We start from the raw sequence: 18,093 nt of genomic DNA, 5'->3' as shown, positions 1-18,093 counted from the left end.
GCCGCCGCCCTTACCTTCTGACCATGCCCAGCACCCCGGATACCGGCGTTTCAGACGTCTCCACGCCCTTCGTCATGGACGTCTCGAACGCTGACGGCGTCCTGGGCGTCATGCCGGTGCTGTGGACGCCACACCGGCCCGAACGCCCCGCCAAGTCGGAAGGCGGCCGGGCGTTCAAGCTCGTCTCGGAATACTCGCCCGCCGGCGACCAGCCGACCGCCATCGCCGAGCTGGTGCAGGGCCTCAGCAACGGCGATCAGGATCAGGTGCTGCTGGGCGTCACCGGCTCGGGCAAGACCTTCACCATGGCCAAGGTGATCGAGGCCACCCAGCGTCCAGCCCTGATCCTGGCCCCCAACAAGACCCTCGCGGCCCAGCTCTACAGCGAGATGAAGAGCTTCTTCCCGGAGAACGCGGTCGAATATTTCGTCAGCTATTACGACTACTACCAGCCCGAAGCCTACGTGCCGCGCACCGACACCTATATCGAGAAGGACAGCTCCATCAACGAGCAGATCGACCGGATGCGCCACTCGGCCACCCGGGCGATCCTCGAGCGCGACGACGTGATCATCGTCGCCTCGGTCAGCTGCATCTACGGCATCGGCTCGGTCGAGACCTATACGGCCATGACCTTCACCCTGGAGGTCGGCCAGACGGTCAATGAAAAGCAGCTGATGGCCGACCTGGTGGCCCAGCAGTACAAGCGCAACGACGCCGCCTTCGAGCGCGGCACGTTCCGCCGCCGGGGCGACACGCTGGAGATCTTCCCCGCCCACTATGAAGACCGCGCCTGGCGCATCAGCCTGTTCGGCGACGAGGTCGAGGCCATCGCCGAGTTCGACCCGCTGACCGGCAAGAAGACCGCCGACCTCCCCAGCATCAAGGTCTACGCCAACAGCCACCACGTCACGCCGCGCCCCACCCTGCGCCAGGCGATCATCGAGATCCGCGCCGAGCTGAAAGAGCGCCTGGCCTGGATGTACGAGAACGGCAAGCTGCTGGAGGCCCAGCGCCTGGAGCAGCGCACCACCTTTGACCTGGAGATGATCGAGACCACCGGCTCCTGCGCCGGCATCGAGAACTACAGCCGCTATCTGTCGGGCCGCCAGACCGGCGAGCCGCCGCCGACCTTCTTCGAATACATCCCCGACAACGCCCTGCTGTTCACCGACGAGAGCCACCAGACGGTTCCGCAGATCGGGGCCATGTACAAGGGCGACCGCAGCCGCAAATGGACCCTGGCCGAATACGGCTTCCGCCTGCCCAGCGCCCTCGACAACCGCCCGCTGAAGTTCGAGGAATGGGACGCCATGCGGCCCCAGTCGGTGCATGTCAGCGCCACCCCGGCCTCGTGGGAACTGGAGCGCGCCGGCGGCGTCTTCGCCGAGCAGGTCATCCGCCCCACCGGCCTGATCGACCCGCCGGTCGAGGTCCGCCCGGTCAGCAAGGACGGCGCCTCCCAGGTCGACGACGTCATCGACGAGATCCGCCAGACGGCCAGGAAGGGCTATCGCTCGCTGGTCACCGTCCTGACCAAGAAGATGGCCGAGGACCTGACCGAATATATCAACGAGCAGGGCATCGGCGTGCGCTACATGCACTCCGACGTCGACACCCTGGAGCGGATCGAGATCATCCGCGACCTGCGGCTGGGCAAGTTCGACGTGCTGGTCGGCATCAACCTGCTGCGCGAGGGCCTCGACATCCCCGAATGCGGCCTGGTCGCCATTCTCGACGCCGACAAGGAAGGCTTCCTGCGCTCGGAAACCAGCCTGATCCAGACCATCGGCCGCGCGGCGCGCAATATCGACGGCAAGGTCATCCTCTATGCCGACCGGATCACCGGCAGCATGGAGCGGGCCATGGGCGAGACCAGCCGCCGCCGCGAGAAACAGCACGCCTACAATATCGAACACGGCATCACGCCCGAAAGCGTCAAGCGCGACATCAAGGACATCCTCAACAGCCCGTTCGAGCGCGGCGACCGCGTCACCGTGCCGATCGGCGGCCTGCACGAGGGCGACGTCGAAAAGCCCTTCACCGGCGACAACTTCAAGGCCGCCCTCAAGGACCTGGAGGCCAAGATGCGCGAAGCCGCCTCCAACCTGGAGTTCGAGACCGCCGCCCGCCTGCGCGACGAGATCAAGCGCATGAAGATGATGGACCTGGAATTCGCCAACGAGATCCTCACCGGGGCCGGCGAGACGGTGGACAAGGCCATGCCCAAGCGGGTGCGGGCCGAGCTGCGGGCCGAACAGGCCGAGGCGTTCCGGAAGAGCCGGCTTTAGGGTTGAGATCCTCCCCCTCAGGGGGAGGACGGCCCGAAGGGCCCGGAGGGGGCCAGCGCGGCGTTCGCCCAGCGAGCCCCCTCAGTCGCTCCGCGACAGCTCCCCCAGAGGGGGAGCATCTACCGCACCTCACCTTCCCCCTCCGGGGGAAGATCGCGCTTCACACGGGGTAAAGCTGCGCCAATACTTCTAATCTGCTTGATTCCAGATATGTTTGAATAATTCTTTTTAACTCTGTCACGAATTGAAATGCATCCGACCGTTTACTGACTTGGAGCTTTACACCCAAGATGATTTGTGCGACAAAATGACCCATTAAAGTCATGTTAAGGCAATCGTTTTTCGTATTTTGTTGCGCTAACTTGACTCTCAACAGTCGGAAGGCCGGACGATAGCCGTTGGCGGCCCAGCCACCTCCCGATCGTCGCGCCAGGCCCGGGCCTATGTGTTGACGCTACAACAGGCGATCCATGAAGGGGCTGGCCATATGAAGGGCGTGATTTTCAACCTCCTGCAGGCCGTGGTCACCGAGGCTCATGGCGATGACGTCTGGGACGACCTGATAGATCAAGCCTGCGCCTCCGGCGCCTACACCTCGCTCGGCAACTATGACGACGCCGAACTCGAGGCTCTGGTCGCGGCCGCCTGCGAGCGGCTGGGCCTGGATCGCGGGGCTGTGCTGCGCTGGTTCGGACAGCAGGCCATGCCGCATCTGGCCAGCGCCTATCCGGTGTTCTTCGAAGGCCATGCCGGCGCCCGGACTTTCCTGGAGGGTATCAACGACATCATCCATGCCGAGGTGCGCAAGCTCTATGTCGGGGCGGAATGTCCGCACTTCAACATCCAGAACGCCCCAGGCGACAGCATGGACATGGGCTATCTTTCGCCCCGCCGCATGTGCGCCCTGGCCCAGGGTTTCACCGAGGGTGCGGCCCGCCATTTCGGCGAGGACATCGACTTTCAGCATCTGACCTGTACCGATCGGGGCGATCCGCACTGCACGTTCCGCATCGCCTGGCCCCTCAACCCGCCGGTCCATGCCTAGATCCCTCGCGCCCACGGCCAATCCCTCTGCGACGCTCCTCGAACGGATCGCTCGCCTGGAGCGCCGGCTGGAGCGCGAAAGCCAGGCGCGGCGCGAGGCCGAGGTGATCGCCGAGCGCGAGACCCTGAACCTGTTTCGGCAGAGGGAGCAGATGCGGGTCCTGTCGGACCTCGCCATCGAGGCGAACAAGAGCGAGGACCTCGAGCACGTCCTGCAGGTGGCGCTGGAACAGATCTGCGTCTTCACCGGCTGGCCCGTGGGCCATGTCCAGTTCGTCGAGCGCAGGCCTGACGGAACGCGCAGGCTCAGGCCCTCCGAAATCTGGCGTATCGCCAGCACCATCGACGCCGCGCCCGTGATCGCCGCCACCCAGGCCCTGGAGTTCGAGGAGGGCCGCGGCTTGCCCGGTCTGGTCCTGGCCCAGGCCCGCGCCCTGTGGGCGAAGGGCCAGAACAACCCTGCCTTTCCGCGCAGCCGGGCCGGCCGGGCCAGCGGCCTCGCCGCCGCCGTCGCCCTGCCCGTAATGGTCGGCGACGAGGTCGCCGCCATCATCGAATTTGGTCAGGCTGTCGCCAGGGATCCCGGCCCCGACACCCTCCAATTCCTCGACCAAATCGGCGCCATCCTCGGCCGGGCGGTCGAGCGCAACCGGGCCGCGACGGCCGCCGCCCTGGCCAAGCAGGACCTCGAGCGGCTGCTGCATGCGGCCGAGTCGGCCAGCCGCGCCAAGACCCAGCTGCTGGCCGTCACCAGCCACGAGGTCCGCACGCCGCTCAACGCCGTCCTCGGCCTTGCAGAGGCCCTGGCGGTCACCGCGCTGGACGCCGAGCAGCGCGATCACCTCGACGGCATCCGCCGCTCCGGCGGCATGCTGCTGCGCCTGCTCAACGCCGTCATGGACTTCGCGCGGGTAGAATCCGGGGTCGTCGCCGTCGCCCAGACCGAGTTCGACCTCGTGCAAATGACCCGCGACGTCTTCGACCTGTGGCGGACCCCGGCCTCGATCAGGGGCCTGTCCCTGACCCTGGACGTCTCCGCCCTGCCCGCGTCCCACAGGATCATCAGCGACCCCGGCAAGATCGAGCAGACCCTCACCAACCTGATCTCCAATGCCGTCAAGTTCACCCCCGCCGGCGGCGCCATCCACGTGCGGGTCAGCCCGTCCGTGGGCGCGGCCGACCGGATGCTGGTCGAGGTGAGCGACACCGGCGAGGGCATCGCGGCCGATGACCGGGACCAGCTGTTCATGCCCTTTCAGCAGGCCCGCCTGGGTCGCGAGATCGGCGGCGCGGGTCTGGGACTGGCGATCTGCGCCGCCAATATCCAGGCGCTCGGCGGCGAGATCGGCTGCGACTCGGAGGCTGAATCCCGGGCCGCCGGCAGCTGCCGCTTCTGGTTCGACTTTCCCGCCGAGCCGGCCAGGGTGACGTCCGAACCCGCCCCCGCCGCGTCCATGCCGGCCCTGGCGCTGCGCATTCTGGCCGCCGAGGACAATCCGGCCAACCAGCGCGTTCTGCAGCTGCTGCTGTCCCAGGTGGGGCTGGAGGCCCTGATCGTCGATGACGGTCAGGCGGCGGTGGAGGCGGTGCAGCAGGAGCCCTTCGACCTGATCCTGATGGACGCCAACATGCCCAGAATGGACGGCGTCACCGCCACCCGGGCGATCCGCGCCCTGTCGACCAAGGCCTGCCTGACGCCGATCGTCATGGTGACCGCCAATGTGTTCGAGGACGACCTGGTGCGCTACCACGAGGCCGGGGTCGACGGTGTCCTGGCCAAGCCGATCATCGTCTCCGAACTCTTCGGCATCCTCTCCGCCGTCCAGGAAATGGCGGCCGCGCGCTAGGCTGGCGGTTGGCGCGGTGACCCTTCCCTTCTCCCCATGCGGGAGAGGGTGGCCCGCGCAGCGGGTCGGGTGAGGGGTTGATGGCGAGGGCCGCCGCGTCGGGCGGTCAGGCTGGGTGATGGTCCGACAGGGCTATCGACCCCTCATCCGGCCCTTCGGGCCACCTTCTCCCGCAGGGGGAGAAGGGAAGACAATGGGCATAGCGCCCCGTCCATCCCCGCGCCCGCCGCCACAAACCCCAACCCTTTCAACGCCCTGCAGAAAAATTGATCGCGCCCATCAGACGCGCTCAAACCTGCCGCATAATTTCCTCATCCCGTCGCGAGGGAGAGGGCTCTTGGATCCGGCCCGAGACGCGCGGCGGGAATGCGGTCGAGCGGGGCCGCCGGAGTCGCGTGATGCGGGACCGGCCGGCTTGATGGGAGGGCGGGTGACGTAAACCCGCCTATCGGGAGGTCCGTCGGAGGACCCCCGCCCGCCCGAAGGTTCGCTCCGGGTTCCTCCGGAATCGGCGTTGCCGCAGCCTGACGGCTGGGTGCGTCGCGAGGCAGGACAAAACCCGGGTGGGGCAAAAGGCTGAACCAGGCCTGCGCACCCCGGCCAGAGGGATAACGACCGCGCGGGGCGTCAGGCTTCGTCGAAACGGTACACTCAACACAACAGCTCCGGACGCGGTCCGGACGCCCCGCGCCTCTCCCGTTTTCACCCGCGCCGCGATCCGGCGCGGCGGCGAAGCCGTGCGCCTATTCCGGCGCGCCCGCAGACAATCTCGGAGACACCCATGACCGACACCTCACGCGACGCCAAGGTCACCGCCTGGCATCTGGACATGACCCAAAAGCTGGACGCCTTGCGAACGCAATGGGCGGCCGAGGCCGTGGCCGGCGCCGCGCGCCCTCAGCCCGTCCGCCGCAACGCGGCCTCGCCGCGCAGACGTCGCGCCGCCGGCCCGGCCGACGCCGCTGTCCAGGCCCGCCAGGCTGACGAGGCGCGCCAATTGGCGCAGGTACGGGCCGAGTGGCTGATCGCCATGGAGCGGGCGGCGATGGATATCTTGATGATCGGGATGGACTAGGTCCTCCGCCTCCTGAGGAAGGACCTGGAGTCCCCTAAGGCGCCGCTGCGTGGTCGATGCTGAAGGTGCGGGCCATGCGCCAGCGGCCGTCGGGCTCCAGCTTCCACAGGATCGAGAACCGGGCCGTGCCCGCCAGGCGTTCGGGGCCGGAGCCCTTGCGTTCGTAGAAGGCGTGGCTGCCCTCCTCGACCGCGCCGAAGCCGGGGATGGCATAGACCTTCATCGTGCCGGCTGACAGCGCTCGGCGCGAGCGCCAGGCGTCGGGGGCCTGCTTGGTTGCGCAGCTCGCGGCGTAGTCGGCCAGGAAGGCGTCGTGGGCCATCAGCCCGCCCTTGTCGTGATAGAATTCCATGTCCGGAGTCACCAGATCGGCCAGGGCCGACGGGTCGCACTGGTCGAACATCACGCTAAACAGCCTGGCGTCGCGCTCGGCTATGGCCAGGTTCAGGGCCGGCGGCGGGGGAACCTCGACGGACGGCGCGGGCGCAGGGGCCAGGGCCAGGGCCAGGGCGGCGATCAGGACGGAGATGAGCATCGAAAGCGGACTCCTCGGCGTCCTCGCGACGCGTCCCTTGAGTGTCCCGCCCGGCCTCAGGTGTCCCGTGAATTCCCGGTCATGAAACCGGCTTAAGGAACGCCGGTCTCGGACTGTCTGGCGTCGGCGGCGGCCTTGGCCTTCTTCAGCCGCTCGCGATAGGCGGCCGAGCTCTTCACGAAGCCCTCGGCGTCGCCATAGTCGAGGAAGGCGGCATAGCGCTCATGGCTGCCCTTGACCTTGAGGGCGTGCTTGATCGGGCACCAGTACTGCTCGGTGCGGGCGGTGATCTCGCGGGCATAGGCGATGACGCCGTTGCCATAGCCGCAATAGACGCAGTTTAGCTTCTGGACCGGATTCAGATAGCTCAGCCGGTGGCGGTCGATGACCACATAGTCGCGGCGGCGGACCCGCTCGATGCCCCAGGCGCTGAAGCAGCCCAGCTGGTAGACGCTGACGGCCAGGTCCATCAGGGCCATCGGGATGACCATGCCGTAGATCAGCGGCATGGTCAGCAGGGTGGGCCACGGCGTCTTGAAGACGTCGATGCGGCGCTTGTGGCTGCGCTGGCTGGCCCGGACCTCGGGGTCGAAGCGCGGCTTGCCGCTCTTCAGGTCCAGGCCATGGGTTCCAGCCCGGGCGGCGAAGGCCGCCTCGAGCTGGTCCTCCAGATGGCGCAGGCGGTCGATCATCGTCTCGATCGAATCGGCCATCACAGGTCCCTCGCGTGTCGGGACCTTCATCGGCTATCGCGCGGGGCGGGGCCAGTGATGGTTGCGCGACGTCAGCCGACCATCGACGCCAGCCGGCCGCGAATGAGCTGTTCGGCCTCGGCCACGATGCGGTCGACCAGCTCGCGGACGGTCGGGATGTCGTGGATCAGGCCCTGGACCATCCCCGCCGACCAGATGCCGCCGTCGGTGTCGCCCTGGGCCAGGGCGTCGCGGCCCCGGGTTCCGGCGACCAGGTGCTGGACGTCCTCGAACTTGGCCCCGCCGGCCCGCTCGATCTCGACCACCTGCTGGCTGACCTGGTTGCGCATCACCCGGGCGGTATTGTGCAGGGTCCGGAAGATCAGGTCGGTCTGGCGCTCATCATTGGCGACCATCTGCTCCTTGAAGGCCATCGGGATCGGGGCCTCCTGGGTGACGCAGAAGCGGGTGCCCATGTTGACGCCGTCGGCGCCCAGGGCCAGGGCCGCGACCAGGCCCCGCGCATCGGCGATGCCACCCGAGGCCAGCATCGGGATCTTCACCTTGTCGGCGGCGGCGGCGATCAGGATCAGGCCGGGAATGTCATCCTCGCCCGGATGGCCGGCGCATTCGAAGCCGTCGATCGAGATGGCGTCGACGCCCATCCGCTCGGCGCTGAGGGCGTGGCGGACGGCGGTGCACTTGTGGATGATCTTCACGCCATGGGCCTTCAGATGATCGACATGCTCCTGCGGCTTGTAGCCGGCGGTCTCGACGATGCGGATGCCGCTCTCGATGATCGCGGCCCGGTACTCGGCATAGGGCGGCGGCTTGATGGCCGGCAGGATGGTCAGATTGACCCCGAACGGCTTGTCGGTGAGATCGCGGGTGCGGGCGATCTCCTTGGCCAGGTCCTCGGGGGTGGGCTGGGTCAGGGCGGTCAGGAAGCCCAGGGCCCCTGCATTGGCGACGGCGGCGACCAGCTCGGCCTTGCCGACCCACTGCATGCCGCCCTGGGCGATCGGGTGCTCGACGCCGAACATCTCGGTGAAACGGGTCTTGATGGCCATGACACGGGGTTCCCTCTGATTTTCCCGCACTATGGCCGGATGACGCAGGGGAGAGGCAAGACGCCTTTTCAGCCCGTCGCCGAGATTTGAACGCCCGGACCGGATGCTTCCTTGACATGGCGTGCCTGGCGCCCGGAAGGAACGCCGGCCGCGCCCGTCCCGGGGAGCAACAACCCGAAGCGCGAATTGAGTATTAGATCGTTGATGCGCAAACTTCTGTCACGTACAGTGTCAATACATCACCTTCGGAACATCGGTGATTTTTAACCATGTTCCATCCTCGCCCTCCGGGCCGCACGTTTACGGATTGAAGGCGCCCCGAGTGCAGGACAGTAGTCGGATAAACTTCACCAAGACGCACTTCCTCATCGTTGACGACAACGAGAGGTCGTTGAAGATATTGAGCGAACTGACAAGAAGCTTCGGGGTCGACAAGATCACGACGGCTTCGAGCGGCGACGAGGCCAAGGAGCTCTTGTCGCGCCAGCACTTTGATCTTCTGCTCACCGACGCCCACATGCCGCGATGCAGCGGCTATGAACTGGTGCGATGGCTTCGCAACCGGCCCCGCGACGAGGACCGGATCATTCCGGCGATCATCATTTCCGCCCACACACGCGAGCATGAAGTCGCCGAGGGCCGCGACTGCGGCGCCCACTACATCATCGCCAAGCCCGCCAGCCCCATCATCCTGCTGGAGCGGATCTATTGGATCGCCGAAAAGCAGCGGTCCTTCATAGATGCCGGCGTCTATGTCGGCCCGGATCGGCGCTGGAAGAACGATGCGCCGCCGCCAGAGTTTGCTGACGGCCGACGCGCCAAGGATCTGACCAGCGACATCACCGAAGCGGTGACCGCCAATCTTTCGGACGATGAGCTTGCAAAGCTTATCCAGCCCCAGAAGGCGAAGCCATGAGCGTGGTCAGGGTCATCAACAAGGCATCGTCCCTGGTCAAGGCCATGAGGGAGTCCGGCGGCATCTACGCCCGCACGGCCCTTGAGCGGGCCGAGCAAACGGTCCGGGCTGCGCGGGCCGAGAACCTGCATAGCCAAGCCGAAATGCTCGCCCAGATGCGCACCTGGAAGGCGCAGGGTCTGCACGATGACGCAGGCTGGCTCGACCTCTATGAATGCAGTTCGGCGCTGATCTCCGTTTGCGATCCGGAAGAGGACGTCCATCTTCTGCGCTGCGCGCGGCTGCTCTGCGAATATGTCTCCCGAACCTCGGGGCAGGATCGTCGCAAGGCGGTCGGCGACCTGTTCATCAGCACCTTGAGCGTGCTGGGTGATCAGGCGACCAAGGCCGAGGTCCGCACGGAGGTCCTGAGTGCATTCGAGGCCTTGATCCCCAGATAGCCGCAGGGTCGCGACGCAACCGGCCGCAGCCGCCTCCGAGCGGTCCGAGAAGACGGTCTGGCGGCTTGCGCGGTGGACAGCGCCAGAGCCGAGCCGGGACTCAAGGCTTCAGGAGGTCTTCCAGCGCCTGGGCCCGGCGAGCGGTGTGCTCAAGATAGCAGTTCTGCATATAGATCGGAGCGATCGTGCCGCCGATCAATGCCCGGACCGTCGCGCAGTCGGCGTCGCGAAAGGCGATCCAGGCCCGCTGGGCCTTGAGCAGCGCGGCCTTGGCGACAGGGCCTTCCGCCAGGTCGGCCATGTCCGCCTTGTAGGCTTTGTTCAACCGGGCGTCCTGAACCGCCATCTCGGCTTCGCCGCAGCGAAGTATCCCGTAGGTGTTGGAGTTTTCTGGCTTGTCCCAGCAAAGCTCATAGGCGGGACTGTAGGTGACGCCTTCCTTGGGCTGGGCCTGGGCCTGGGCCGCGACGGGCGCCATGGCCAGAATGGCGGCGGCGGTCAGCATCGTCCGGAAGAGCATGGGTTCGTCCCTATCCGACTATTGCAGGCCGACGCGGCCGATGGCGTAGAACCGCTCCGAGCGCTGCTTCTTGAGGGCGGCCGCGTCGAGCAGGGACAGGGCCTTCAGCTCCATCTCCACCGCGTCGCCGACGGCCTTGAGCGCCGCCTCATGATCGGAATGCGCCCCGCCGGCCGGCTCTTCGATGATCCGGTCGACGATGCCCAGCTTGATCAGGTCTTGCGCCGTGATCCGCATCTGGGTGGCGGCGTCCTTGGCCCGGGCGCCGTCGCGCCACAGGATCGAGGCCGCGCCCTCGGGGCTGATCACCGAATAGATCGAGTGCTCCAGGATCAGCACCTTGTTGGCGCCGGCCAGGGCGATGGCCCCGCCAGAACCGCCCTCGCCCACGATGGTGGCGATCATCGGCACTTCCAGGGTCAGGCAGCGCTCGGTGGAGCGGGCGATGGCCTCGGCCTGGCCGCGCTCCTCGGCCCCCAGGCCCGGATAGGCGCCGGCGGTGTCGACAAAGGTCAGGACCGGCAGGCTGAAGCGCTCGGCCATGTCCATCAGACGCACGGCCTTGCGATAGCCTTCGGGGCGGGCCATGCCGAAATTGTGCTTGAGGCGCGTGGTGGTGTCATGGCCCTTCTCGTGGCCCATGACCACGACAGGCTGACCCCGGAACCGGCCCAGACCGCCGACAATGGCCTGGTCGTCGGCAAATTTGCGGTCGCCGCGCAGCTCGACGAACTCGTCAATCAGGCCGGCCAGATAGTCGCGCAGGTGGGGCCGCTGGGGGTGGCGGGCCACCATGGTCTTCTGCCAGGCGTCGAGATTGGCGTAGGCCTCGACGCGCAGTTCCTGGGCGCGGTCGCGCAGGGCCTGGATCTCCAGCTCGAACGCACCAGGCCCCGCAGTCTCGGAGAGCTTGCTCAGCTCCTCGATCTTGCTTTCCAGATCAGCGATGGGGCGTTCGAAATCGAGATAGTGGGCGGCCATGGAGTCTCAACGTCGCCGTTTACGAAAGGGTGCGAACCTAGTGGCTAAGCCGGAAAAAGGGAACCGGCTTTGGAACGTTCCGCGCCCGGGCGGATTCATCCCCAGGACCGTCCCCAGATGGATCGCGAGAGAGTCTCTTTTGAAGACTCATTTTTATGGTGAATCGCGACATTTGGTCCTATGGTCGATTCCTAGCTGGTGATGAAGAAAACCAGCGCCTGCGGCCCCCGCCCATCGAATATGGCTCGGTCCCGCCTGTTGAGAACCGTGTTCCCATGCAGGTGTTTACGTTCTTCTGCGTTGAGCCCGATGGCTCCGTTCCGCGCTTTGATGTTGCTCCCTATGCCGATGATCAGGCCGCGCGCCGGCGTGCGTTCGAGCTCATTGACATGCATCACCGCTGCGACCTGATCGAGGTCTGGCGCGGGTCGACCCGCGTGTTCGACGTTCCAGCCCAGCGCGTGGCGGCGGCCTGATATTCACCGCGTAGTGAATTATTGCAGCGCCCCCTGCGGGATGCTACGCCATCGTTCCGGATAGAGCGCCTCTCCCGGCGTCTCCCCGTCTGGAAGCCGCCCATGGACGCCCAGGTTCACCGCCCCCTAGTCCCGCCCGCCCCCAAGGTGCACGCCGGGCCGCAGACCAATCTGGGCGCCGCCTGGGCCATGATGCGAAACATGGTCGGGGCCTGGTCGGAGTCTGACTTCGACACCCTGATGATTCCCTACACATTCCTGGGGCAGCCCGGCCTGGTGGTCAGCGACCCCGCCGGCGTCAAGCACGTGCTGGGCGCGCAGGCGGCGCGCTATCGGCGGCCCTTCCAGATGAGCCGGATCCTGCGGCCCATCGTCGGCGACGGCCTTCTTTTGACCGAGGGCGAAACCTGGCGGCGGCAGCGCAAGGCGCTGGCGCCGGCCTTCACGCCCAAGGCCGTCGAGACCCTGCTGCCGCACTTCACCGCCGCCGGCCAAGCGCTGGCCGATAGTCTCGCGAGTCAGGATCGCGCCAATCTCAGCGAGACCTTTCACCGGGCAACGCTGGACGCCGTCCTGCGCGCCCTCTTCTCTCGCCCCGCCAGCGGTGAGGGCGCGCAACTGGCCGTGATCGCCCGCGACTACCTGCATGGCCGGGCCAATGTGAACCTCTTCGATCTCCTGGCCCGGGCTCCGGGCGATTTCGGCTTCGCCGAACGTCCCCGACTGGCCCTGGGCGCGCGCTGGATGACCGCCGTCGCCGCGCTGATCGACGCCCGCAAGACCGCCGGGCCTCGCGCGCAAGGCGGCGATCTTCTGGATGGCCTCCTGGCCGCCCGGGACGAGGACGGCCGGCCCCTGCCTGACGAGGACGTCCGCGATCAGTGCGGCACGATGCTGGCAGCCGGTTTCGAGACCACCTCGCGCCTACTGTTCTGGGCCGCCTATCTGCTGGCCCTGGATCCCAAGACCCAGGCGCGGGTTCAGGCCGAAATCCAGGCCTTTCCGCCAGACAGGATCCGCACCCTGGAGGATCTTTCGGCCTGGCCCCTGACCCGATCGGTCCTGCTGGAAACCCTGCGGCTCTATCCGCCCGCCCCGATGATGAGCCGCGAGGTCATCGCGGAAGATGAAGTCCAGGGCTGCAAGGTCTCGCCGGGCCACGTGATCACCATCAGCCCGTGGCTGATCCATCGCCATCGCAAGCTTTGGGATCAACCGACGGCCTTCCTTCCGGAACGCTTTCTCGATCACCCCTCGCCCTGGGGAATGGACGCCTTCATCCCGTTCGGCGCCGGCCCTCGGGTCTGCATCGGCGCCAGCTTCGCCATGGCCGAGAGCCAGATTCTGCTCGGCGGCCTGCTGTCGCGATTCCAGATCGCCATGGCGGACGGCCGGCCGGTCATTCCTGTGGCCAAGATTTCCCTGGGACCGGATCGCGAACCGGACTTCCGCCTGACGCCGATCCCGCTGACATAGACACAAGCCGAAAGCCTTGCGGTGCGCGCACCGACACCTAAGCTTGGTTGAACGCCGCCAGGATCCTGCCCATGACCGACGCCCCCCGCCCCTCCGCCATCGCCGACGACAGCGGCCATGGCGGCCTGCAGACCTTCGTCACGGCGGGTCCCACCAGCCTGGTGGCCGACGTCAAGGTGGAGGCCGGCGGTCTGGACCTGGGTCCTGACCCTCACGATCTGGTCGCGGCGGGCCTGGCGGCCTGCACCACCATGACCCTGCGCCTCTATGCCAAGCGCAAGAACTGGGCTCTGGGCGCGGTGCATGTCGAGGTCCGCAGCAGCCGCGAGGCCGACATGACCCCGCCCGAGCGGTTTGACCGCGAGATCACGCTGGACGGCGACCTCGACGCCGAGCAGCGCGAACGCCTGCTGGCCATCGCCGAGATGTGCCCGATCCACAAGCTGCTGACCCAGGGCGCGCGGGTGGTGACGACGGTGGGGTGAGAGTCAGTAGATCCTCCCCTTCCGGGGGAGGTGGCCCGGAGGGCCGGAGGGGGCTAGCTCGGCATTCGCCGCGAAGGCCCCCTCAGTCGAGGCGTTTACCCTCGGGCCGACCTACGGTCGGTCCCGGGGGCGACAGCTCCCCCAGCGGGGGAGCATCTGCCGCTAAAACCCATAAAGCGCCGCATACTCCGCATCCTTGCCCGCGATCTGCCGCGCGCAATCCACCATGACCTTGGCCTGTTTCCAGGTCGCGTCGTCCTGCATCTTGCCGTCCAGCATCGCCACGCCCGTGCCGTCCGGCATGGCCTCGAGGATGCGCTTGGCGAAGATCACCTCGTCAGGGGCCGGGCTGAACACTTCCTTGGCGATGGCGATCTGGCTGGGGTGCAGGCTCCAGGCGCCCGCGCAGCCCATCAGGAAGGCGTTGCGGAACTGCTGCTCGCACGCCACCGGATCATCGATCGCGCCGAACGGGCCATAGAACGGCTTGATGCCATGAGCCGCGCAGGCGTCGACCATCTTGGCGAAGGTGTAGTGCCAGAGGTCCTGCTGCACCGAGGCGCGGGCCGAACCGTCGGCATGCGGATCCTCGATGACCCGGTAGCCGGGATGGCCGCCGCCCACGCGGGTGGTCTTCATGGCGCGGCTGGCGGCGAGATCCGCCGGGCCCAGGCTGATGCCCTGCATGCGCGGACTGGCCGCCGCGATCTGCTCGACGTTCATCACGCCCTCGGCCGTCTCCAGGATGGCGTGCAGCAGGATCGGCCGGGTGACGCCATGCTTGGCCTCCAGCGAGGCCAGCAGCTGGTCCATGTAGAAGATGTCCCAGGGTCCCTCGACCTTGGGCACCATGATCACGTCGATCTTGTCGCCGGCCTTCTCGACGATGGTCGAGATTTCGTCCAGGTGCCAGGGCGAGTTGAGGCAGTTGATCCGGGTCCAGAAGCCGACGCCCAGGGCCTTGAAATCAGTGGCGCGCGACATCTCGATCAGCCCGGCCAGGGCCGCGCCCTTGGCGTCGGCGGGGATGGCGTCTTCGAGATTGGCCAGGATCACGTCGACGCTCAAGGCGATCTCGGGAACCTTGGCGCGCACCTTCTCCAGATGCGGCGGCACGAAGTGGATCATACGCTCGACGCGGGCCGGCAGGTCGCGGTAGGGCGCGGGCGCGCCGATGGCCAAGGGTTTGAAAAAGCCTCGCGCGGTCTTCATCCGCCTACTCCCCGTTCTTGCTTGCCGCGTGACGGGCGCCGAAAGCGGCGTCCACTTTCGGCTGTCACGCTTGCTGTTCTTTTCGCAGTTGCGAGAAGATTGCGGCGGCGCATGAGGGGCGTCAAGGCCTCAGCTTATCAGCGTTCAGAAACCTCAACCCTTTGGCGGCGCGATCGGCGGCGACATGGGGGGATCGTCAGGATCCTCGCGTTCCAGATCCAGGGCGGCGTCGTTGCTGGAGCCGGGCTTGGCGGCCTTGGCCTTGCTGCGGCGACGGGCGGCGGGTTCCAGCTTCAGGCTGGTCAGGGCCTCATCGCCCTCTTCGCCAAACAGGCCGCGCACCCGGATGTCGCGCTGCGGGTAGGGGATCTCGACTTCCGCCGCGCGCAGGGCGTCGTCGATGGCCCAGGTATAGGCCGCGAAGATCGCCGCCGGGCGGCGCACGGCCTCGACCGTGGGCCAGACGATCAGCTCGAACTTCAGGGCGTGCTCGCCATAGCCGACCAGCCAGACCTGGGTGCGGCGCACGGAGTCGTCGGGCGAGGTGAAGGGCACCGACTTGGCCGCCTTCAGCACCGCTTCGCGCACCTTCTGCTTGTCGACCCCGAAGGCGGTGACAAAGGGCACACGGATGCGGCGGTTGGTGTTGCGAAGGGTCCAGTTGATGACGAGATCGTTGACCAGCACCGAGTTGGGCACGATCAGGTCTGTGCTGTCATTGGTCCGGATGCGGGTGGCGCGTGGACCGACCTCATGCACCACCCCGCGCTGACCATTGGGCAGCTCGACGAAATCGCCCACCGCCACCAACCGCTCGAACACCAGCGAAATGCCAGAGGCGAAGTCCTTGACCATGCCCTGCAGGCCCAGACCGACACCCACGCCCAGGGCGCCGGCGAACACCGCCAGCGAGGTCAGGTCCAGACCCATGGTCGAGAGGCCCGCCACGAACCCGATGACCACCAGACCGTAGGTCACCACCTTCTCGACGATGTACAGCGAAGCGGCGCTGCCGGCCGCCCGGGCGCGCAGGCGCTGCAAGCCCGCCGAGGTCAGCCGCGCGGCGAACAGGGCTGCAGCAATGATGAACAGGGCCGCAGCCAGACCACCGACTGTCACCGAGGCCTTGCCCAGCTTCAGAAGCTCGAATGTGTCCAGGCGTTCCAGGGGATTCTCGGCCATGGCCTACTCTGAGCCGCGCCGCGTCATCGGATCAAGAGGGGCGCTGGCCGGACTGGCCCAGATAGCGCCATGACCGCCAGGTCCCGACGGCATAGGCCACGCCGTAGACCAGCACGATCAGCGAACTCCAGACGGCAAAGGCGTTGATCAGCCCGGGCTTCAACACCAGGATGGGAAACAGGATCAGGCCTCGCGCCAGATAGATCGCGCTGATCGTCACAAGGCCCGTGCGGATCAGGGGCAGCCGCGGGATCAGCCCGGCGCCGGAGAAGGCATAGGCCGACCAGATCGCCAGGATGGTCGCGATGCCCAGGGTCGTCACGACGGGAACCCAGGACCCCTGCTCGGCCGCCCGGGCCATGCCCTCGCCCGCACCGAAGAATCGGTACCAGTCCGGTCCGCCGGCGATCACCGCGATATGCAGCAGCGCGGCGGCGGCGCTGAGCAAGCCTGCGGCGATCAGCCATTTGTCTCGCATGAGGTCCTCCGCTGAGCGGGAAACCATGGTCACGCTTTAGGGCGAAGATGGGGCCGCCCTGGCGTCAAAGCCAAAGCCCCGACGCCTCGATCCCATCGCCCCAGAATCCGGGTTTTGGCGGCGTGATCACCCCGCCCTCGACGCGCAGCCCGCCGGGGTGATCCACGGCCAGCCACCACGGCCCATCGAGATCGGCGAACTGGCAGCTTCCGGCCAGATGCAGGGCCGGGGCGATGCCCAGCGACGAGGCGACCATGCAGCCGGTCATCAGCTGGAAGCCCAGGCCCCTGGCCTGTTCCAGCATCCGTACGGCCTCGGACAGGCCGCCGGTCTTGTCGAGCTTGAGGTTCACCGCCTGATAGCGGCCGCGCAGGGCCGCCAGGTCGCCGCCGACATGCACCGACTCGTCGGCGCAGATCATGTAGGGGGGGTCATAGCCCTCCAGCGCCTGGTCGGCGTCGGCCGGCAGGGGCTGCTCGACAAGCGCGATCGGCAGGTCAGCCAGCAGCGAGCGCAGGCCGTGCAGGATCTCGAACGTCCAGCCCTCGTTGGGATCGACGATCAAGCGGGCATCGGGCGCAGCGGCGGCTACCGCCCGCAGGCGGGCGGCGGGATCTTCGGCGCCCAGCTTGATCTTGATCAGCGGCGCGGCGGCGACGGCCAGCGCGGCGGCGGCCATGGCCTCGGGCGTGTCCAGGCTGACCGTGACGGCGGTGACCAGCGAGGTTGGAACCGGCAGGCCCGTGGCCTCGGCGACGCTGACCCCGGTGAGCCTGGCGCGCAGGTCCCACAGCGCGCAGTCGAGGGCGTTTCGGGCCGCGCCGGGCGGCAACAGGGCCAGGGCCGCGCCATGATCGATATTGCCCTCGCCCGCGCGCTCAAGCATCGCCATAGCCGGCTGAAGCTGGGCCAGAACGCCCGCCACGGTCTCGTCATAGCGGCCATAGGGCACGCTCTCGCCGCGTCCGACATGGCCGCCGGCCCGGGCCTCGACCACCACCACCTCGGCCGCCGTCTTGACCCCGCGCGAGATGCGGAACGGGGCCTTCAGCGGGTGATGGACGGCGCGGGCGGTGACGGACAGCGACATGGGCCAAGGCTTGTCATTGTTCGCGGGGCTTGGCGAGACCTCTACCAGGACCAGTGGCGGCGGATCGGCGAGTCGGCGCGGCGCTCGCGGAACACCTTCATCGCCAGGGGCCGGTCGACCACGAACAGGGCCAGCCAGACCAGCAGAACGCCCGCATAGCTGACCGCGCCCACAACGCCGGTGGGACGACCCGGACGGGCGGGACGGCGGGTGGGTTGAAAAGCGTGGGGCATGGCGTAGTCGGTCATGGCGTCCTCCTGGGATGCCTCACCCTCGCCCCTGC

The 18,093-nt window shown here is 67.3% G+C and carries 19 protein-coding genes; 9 read left to right on the top strand and 10 right to left on the bottom strand.

The window, feature by feature from the left end; translation table 11 throughout:
• Positions 1–23: 23 nt before the first annotated feature.
• The 4 genes from uvrB to ACW176_RS09420 all read left to right on the top strand — a co-directional run bounded on the left by uvrB (position 24) and on the right by ACW176_RS09420 (position 6,257).
• Positions 24–2,291 carry an excinuclease ABC subunit UvrB gene (gene uvrB, locus ACW176_RS09435; RefSeq protein ID WP_492111762.1) on the top strand — a complete coding sequence of 756 codons (2,268 nt, stop codon included), beginning with the start codon at positions 24–26 and terminating at the stop codon, positions 2,289–2,291.
• Between the two features lie 487 nt (positions 2,292–2,778).
• Positions 2,779–3,336 (top strand): heme NO-binding domain-containing protein, encoded by a 558-nt coding sequence (locus ACW176_RS09430; RefSeq protein WP_492111761.1) that lies wholly within the window; start codon positions 2,779–2,781, stop codon positions 3,334–3,336.
• Complete coding sequence (locus tag ACW176_RS09425; protein ID WP_492111760.1) at positions 3,329–5,182, top strand: response regulator; 1,854 nt, start codon at positions 3,329–3,331, stop codon at positions 5,180–5,182. Before ACW176_RS09430 ends, ACW176_RS09425 begins: the two co-directional genes overlap by 8 nt.
• A gap of 781 nt (positions 5,183–5,963) precedes the next feature.
• A complete protein-coding gene (locus ACW176_RS09420) occupies positions 5,964–6,257 on the top strand; it encodes a hypothetical protein (RefSeq protein WP_492111759.1) in 294 nt (97 codons plus the stop codon).
• 34 nt (positions 6,258–6,291) lie between these two features.
• Here ACW176_RS09420 and ACW176_RS09415 read toward each other — a convergent pair whose 3' ends face one another.
• From ACW176_RS09415 to ACW176_RS09405, 3 genes are all read right to left on the bottom strand, one after another.
• Positions 6,292–6,792: a nuclear transport factor 2 family protein gene (locus ACW176_RS09415; RefSeq protein ID WP_492111758.1), complete on the bottom strand. Its 501-nt coding sequence runs from the start codon at positions 6,790–6,792 to the stop codon at positions 6,292–6,294.
• Positions 6,793–6,884: 92 nt separating this feature from the next.
• The gene (locus ACW176_RS09410) at positions 6,885–7,505 is read right to left on the bottom strand and encodes a hypothetical protein (protein WP_492111757.1); all 621 of its coding nucleotides are present in this window, start codon (positions 7,503–7,505) and stop codon (positions 6,885–6,887) included.
• A gap of 71 nt (positions 7,506–7,576) precedes the next feature.
• Positions 7,577–8,554 (bottom strand): NAD(P)H-dependent flavin oxidoreductase, encoded by a 978-nt coding sequence (locus ACW176_RS09405; RefSeq protein ID WP_419320087.1) that lies wholly within the window; start codon positions 8,552–8,554, stop codon positions 7,577–7,579.
• Between the two features lie 256 nt (positions 8,555–8,810).
• Between ACW176_RS09405 and ACW176_RS09400 the strand changes: the two genes are divergently transcribed.
• Positions 8,811–9,470, top strand: coding sequence for a response regulator (locus ACW176_RS09400; RefSeq protein ID WP_492111756.1), 660 nt, complete (start codon positions 8,811–8,813; stop codon positions 9,468–9,470).
• Complete coding sequence (locus tag ACW176_RS09395) at positions 9,467–9,910, top strand: hypothetical protein (RefSeq protein ID WP_492111755.1); 444 nt, start codon at positions 9,467–9,469, stop codon at positions 9,908–9,910. Before ACW176_RS09400 ends, ACW176_RS09395 begins: the two co-directional genes overlap by 4 nt.
• 100 nt (positions 9,911–10,010) lie before the next feature.
• On the opposite strand, the gene ACW176_RS09390 is transcribed toward ACW176_RS09395, so the two are convergent.
• Positions 10,011–10,430 carry a lysozyme inhibitor LprI family protein gene (locus ACW176_RS09390; RefSeq protein WP_492111754.1) on the bottom strand — a complete coding sequence of 140 codons (420 nt, stop codon included), beginning with the start codon at positions 10,428–10,430 and terminating at the stop codon, positions 10,011–10,013.
• 18 nt (positions 10,431–10,448) lie between these two features.
• Positions 10,449–11,411 carry an acetyl-CoA carboxylase carboxyltransferase subunit alpha gene (locus ACW176_RS09385; protein ID WP_419254223.1) on the bottom strand — a complete coding sequence of 321 codons (963 nt, stop codon included), beginning with the start codon at positions 11,409–11,411 and terminating at the stop codon, positions 10,449–10,451.
• Between the two features lie 275 nt (positions 11,412–11,686).
• Between ACW176_RS09385 and ACW176_RS09380 the strand changes: the two genes are divergently transcribed.
• The 3 genes from ACW176_RS09380 (at position 11,687) to ACW176_RS09370 (ending at position 13,848) form a co-directional block, all read left to right on the top strand.
• Complete coding sequence (locus ACW176_RS09380; RefSeq protein ID WP_419254222.1) at positions 11,687–11,887, top strand: hypothetical protein; 201 nt, start codon at positions 11,687–11,689, stop codon at positions 11,885–11,887.
• A 102-nt stretch (positions 11,888–11,989) separates the two neighbouring features.
• Positions 11,990–13,363 (top strand): cytochrome P450, encoded by a 1,374-nt coding sequence (locus ACW176_RS09375; protein WP_492111753.1) that lies wholly within the window; start codon positions 11,990–11,992, stop codon positions 13,361–13,363.
• Between the two features lie 71 nt (positions 13,364–13,434).
• A complete protein-coding gene (locus ACW176_RS09370) occupies positions 13,435–13,848 on the top strand; it encodes an OsmC family protein (RefSeq protein WP_492111752.1) in 414 nt (137 codons plus the stop codon).
• 162 nt (positions 13,849–14,010) lie between these two features.
• Here the strand turns inward: ACW176_RS09370 and ACW176_RS09365 are convergent, their stop codons facing one another.
• The 5 genes from ACW176_RS09365 to didA form a co-directional block, all read right to left on the bottom strand.
• Positions 14,011–15,060: an HpcH/HpaI aldolase/citrate lyase family protein gene (locus tag ACW176_RS09365; protein WP_492111751.1), complete on the bottom strand. Its 1,050-nt coding sequence runs from the start codon at positions 15,058–15,060 to the stop codon at positions 14,011–14,013.
• 153 nt (positions 15,061–15,213) lie between these two features.
• Entirely contained in the window at positions 15,214–16,242 is a 1,029-nt protein-coding gene (locus tag ACW176_RS09360) for a mechanosensitive ion channel family protein (protein ID WP_492111750.1), read from the bottom strand.
• Positions 16,243–16,273: 31 nt separating this feature from the next.
• Complete coding sequence (locus tag ACW176_RS09355; protein ID WP_492111749.1) at positions 16,274–16,720, bottom strand: hypothetical protein; 447 nt, start codon at positions 16,718–16,720, stop codon at positions 16,274–16,276.
• Between the two features lie 64 nt (positions 16,721–16,784).
• Positions 16,785–17,810 (bottom strand): N-acetyl-D-Glu racemase DgcA, encoded by a 1,026-nt coding sequence (gene dgcA, locus ACW176_RS09350; RefSeq protein ID WP_492111748.1) that lies wholly within the window; start codon positions 17,808–17,810, stop codon positions 16,785–16,787.
• Positions 17,811–17,851: 41 nt separating this feature from the next.
• Entirely contained in the window at positions 17,852–18,058 is a 207-nt protein-coding gene (gene didA, locus ACW176_RS09345) for a DNA damage-induced SOS-independent cell division inhibitor A (protein WP_492111747.1), read from the bottom strand.
• Positions 18,059–18,093 lie beyond the last annotated feature (35 nt).

Source organism: Caulobacter sp. FV1ye13L (genome assembly GCF_058681155.1).
The sequence above is the reverse complement of the archived record's forward strand: the minus strand, read 5'-3'. Positions and strand labels throughout refer to the sequence as shown.